1 protein-coding gene is annotated in these 4,097 nt (G+C 70.0%); it reads left to right on the top strand.

Annotated features, from left to right (window positions below):
• On the top strand, positions 1-4,097 hold a 4,097-nt coding region (locus tag CIB93_RS36785), incomplete at both ends, for a non-ribosomal peptide synthetase (RefSeq protein WP_143660143.1).

The following is a 4,097-nucleotide window of genomic DNA, read 5'->3' as shown; positions in this document are numbered from 1 at the left end:
GGTCAGGGTGAGCCGCTGGGGATCACCGGTGCCGTCGAGTACTCCAGTGACCTGTATGACGCGTCCACGGTCCAGGCGCTCTTCGACCGGTGGGTCCGCCTGCTGGACGCGGCCACCACCCACCCCGACCAACCACTCGACGACATCGACCTCCTCACCTTTGAGGAACACCAACAGGCGCTCGGCACCTGGTTGGACACCGAGGCTGAGGTCGGCGAGGACCTGCTGCCGGTACGTTTCGCCGAGCAGGCGCGGGCCACGCCGGATGCCGTCGCCCTGATCGCCGGGGACACCTCCCTGACGTACGCGGAACTGAACAGCAGCGCCAACCGGCTGGCCCACGCCCTGCTGCGCCGGGGTGCCGGACCGGACACGGTGATCGCGCTCGCCCTGCCGCGCTCCGTCGACCTGGTGGTAGCTCTCCTGGCGGTGCTCAAGACCGGTGCCGCGTACCTGCCACTGGACCCGGGCCATCCCTCCGGGCGCCTTGAGTACGTGCTGGCGGATGCCGAGCCGACGCTCCTGCTGGCCACCGCGGCGACGGACGTGCAGCTGCCGGCCGGCGGAGGTTCGTCGCAGCGGCTGACGCTGGACTCCGCGGACACACAGGCGATGCTGGCCGACTGCCCCGACACCGACCCGGACGACGCCGACCGTGCCGCGCCGCTGACAGCCGCCGATGCCGCGTATGTGATCTACACCTCCGGCTCGACCGGCCGCCCCAAGGGCGTGGTCGTGCCGCACGCCGCTCTGCTCAACTTCCTCCAGGCCATGCGGCACAAGGTGCCGCTCAGGCCCGACGAGCGGCTGCTCGCGGTCACCACGGTCGCCTTCGACATCGCGGCGCTGGAGTTGTACCACCCGCTGCTCTCGGGTGCCGCGGTCGTCCTCGCGCCCAAGGAGGCCGTCCCTCAGCCGTCCGCGCTGCTCGACCTGATAGCCCGGCACGGTGTCACCGTCGTGCAGGGAACGCCGTCACTGTGGCAACTGCTGGTCGCACACGAGCCGGAGGCCCTGCGCGGACTGCGCGTACTGGTCGGCGGCGAGGCACTGCCCGTCGCCCTGGCCGACTCGCTGCGGACCCTCACCGAGGACCTCACCAACCTGTACGGACCGACCGAGACCACCATCTGGTCGACCGCCGCGGATCTGGCCGGCACCACGGGTGCACCGCCGATCGGCCGGCCGATCATCAATACTCGGGTGTACGTCCTGGACGACGGACTGCGGCTGGTCGCGCCGGGAGTGGTGGGGGAGCTGTACATCGCGGGTGCGGGTGTGGCCCGCGGCTATCTGGGCCGCCCCGGTCTGACCTCCGAGCGTTTCGTGGCCGACCCCTACGCCCCGGAGCCCGGTGCCCGGATGTACCGTACCGGTGACCTGGTGCGCCGGAACCCGGACGGGGAGCTGGAGTTCGTCGGCCGTGCCGACCACCAGGTCAAGATCCGCGGGTTCCGTATCGAACCCGGCGAGATCGAGGCCGTGCTGAGCGACCATCCCGACATCGCCCAGGCCGCCGTCGTCGTCCGCGAGGACGAACCCGGGGACGCCCGGCTGGCTGCCTACGTCGTCGCCGACACCTCGGCGCGCGCGTACGACGAGGAGGTCGAGCAGAGCCAGCTGAGCGAGTGGCAGGACCTGTACGACTCCGTCTACGCCACCGCGCCCGGGACGGAGTTCGGCGAGAACTTCGCAAGCTGGAACAGCAGTTACGACGGTCAGCCGATTCCGCTGCCCGAGATGCTGGAGTGGCGCGACACGACCGTCGACCGCATCAGGACACTCCGCCCCCGCCGCGTCCTCGAAATAGGCGTGGGCACCGGACTGCTCCTCGCCCGGCTGGCACCCGACTGCGAGGAGTACTGGGGCACCGACTTCTCGCCCACCGTCATCAAGGACCTTCAGCGCCACGTCGACGCCGATCCCGCCCTCGTCTCCCGGGTCCGACTGCGCACCCGGCCCGCCCACGACTTCGACGGCCTCCCCGCAGGCCACTTCGACACGATCATCCTCAACTCCGTCGTCCAGTACTTCCCCAACGCCGGCTACCTGGAACAGGTCGTCGCGAACGCGGTCCGCGCGCTCGCTCCCGGCGGGGCCCTCTTCATCGGCGATGTCCGCAACCCGCGGCTGCTGCGCACCTTCGCCGCAGCCGTCCACACCGCGCGCGCAGTCGACCCGACGGACACGGCCGCCGTTCGCCGAGCGGTCGAGCAGAGCCTCGTCCTGGAGAAGGAACTCCTGGTGGACCCGGAGTACTTCACCGCGCTCGCCCACCACATCCCCGACCTCGCGGGCACCGACATCCAGCTCAAACGCGGCACAGCCCACAACGAACTCACCCGCTACCGCTACGACGCCACCCTCTACAAAACCGGCATCACCCCCCACCCGCTCACCGACATCCCCACCCGCCCCTGGCCCCGGCACACCGACCCCGGCGCCACCCTCGCCGATCTGCACCGGCACCTCGAAACCGAATGCCCTGCCCAGCTCCGCGTCACCGGCGTCCCGAACCCCCGCCTCGCCCACGAACTCGCCGCTCAGCACACCCTCTACGGCGACACGCCTCCGCCCGCCGACACCGACGTCACCCAGATCCCCCTGGAAGCGTTCCAGGCCCTGGGAGACGAACACGGCTACTGGACCGGCATCACCTGGAGCACCCACGACCGCGACACCGTCGACGTCATCCTCCTCGACCGGAGCCGACCTGCCGAGGGCACTCCTGTGGGTACCTACGCCCCAGCCGGTACGGCCACCTCCGTCACGCCCCTGTCGACCTGGACGACCAACCCCGCCGCCCGCCGGGGCACCGGCGCCCTCGTCACCAAGCTCCGCGAGCACAGCCGTCACCATCTGCCCGACTACATGGTCCCCGCGTTCATCGTCCCCCTCGACCGGCTCCCGCTGACGGCCAACGGCAAGCTGGACCGTGCGGCGCTCCCGGAGCCGGACTTCTCGGTGTCGGCCGCGGGGCGGGAGGCGCGTACGCCGCAGGAGCAGATCGTGTGCGATCTGTTCGCGCAGGTCCTCGGGCTGTCGCGGGTCGGGGTGGACGACGACTTCTTCCACCTGGGCGGGCATTCGCTTCTGGCCACCCGCCTGATCGCCCAGGTCCGGGCAGTCTTCGGGGTCGAGCTGGAGCTGCGCTCGCTCTTCGAGGGTCCGACGCCGGCCGAGGTGGCCACGCTCCTGGACACCGCGGGGCCCGGCCGTCTGGCGCTCACACAGCGGCAGCGGCCCGACGTCATGCCCCTGTCGTTCGCCCAGCGCAGGCTGTGGTTCATCCACAAGATGGAGGGACCCAGCGCCACCTACAACATTCCGCTGGCACTGCGGCTCACAGGTGAGCTGGACCGCGACGCGCTGCGGGCCGCCCTGGGCGACCTCGTGGCCCGTCACGAGAGTCTGCGGACGGTGTTCCCGGAGACCGAGGGCGTGCCGTACCAGCACGTACTGGCGCCCGAGGCGGCCGTACCGCGCCTGGTCGTCACCCCGACGACCGAGGCGGAACTGCCCGACGTCCTCACGGCGGCGTCCCGCCATCCCTTCGACCTCGCGGCCGAACCGCCCCTGCGAGCAGACCTGTTCGAGCTGTCGGCGCAGGAATACGTGCTGCTGATGGTGGTCCATCACATTGCGGGTGATGGTTGGTCGTTGGGTCCTTTGGCTTCGGATCTGGCTCGTGCTTATGCGGCGCGGGTGCGGGGGGAGGTGCCGGGGTGGTCGGATCTGGTGGTGCAGTACGCGGATTACACGTTGTGGCAGAACGAGTTGCTGGGTGATCAGGATGATCCGGAGAGTCTGTTCGCGACACAGATCGATTACTGGACGCGGGCGTTGGCGGGGTTGCCGGATCAGCTGATGCTGCCGGTGGATCGTCCGCGTCCGGCGGTGATGTCGTATCGGGGGGATTACGTCACGGTCGATGTCGATGCGGAGCTGCATCAGCGTCTGGCGGATCTGGCGCGGTCTACGGGTGCGAGTCTGTTCATGGTGTTGCAGGCGGGTCTTGCGGCTCTGCTGTCGCGGTTGGGTGCGGGTCGGGATGTTCCTTTGGGGAGTCCGATCGCGGGTCGTACGGATCAGAGTCT

The organism is Streptomyces sp. WZ.A104 (assembly GCF_002382885.1).
Taxonomy (GTDB): Bacteria; Actinomycetota; Actinomycetes; order Streptomycetales; family Streptomycetaceae; genus Streptomyces.
The sequence above is the reverse complement of the archived record's forward strand: the minus strand, read 5'-3'. Positions and strand labels throughout refer to the sequence as shown.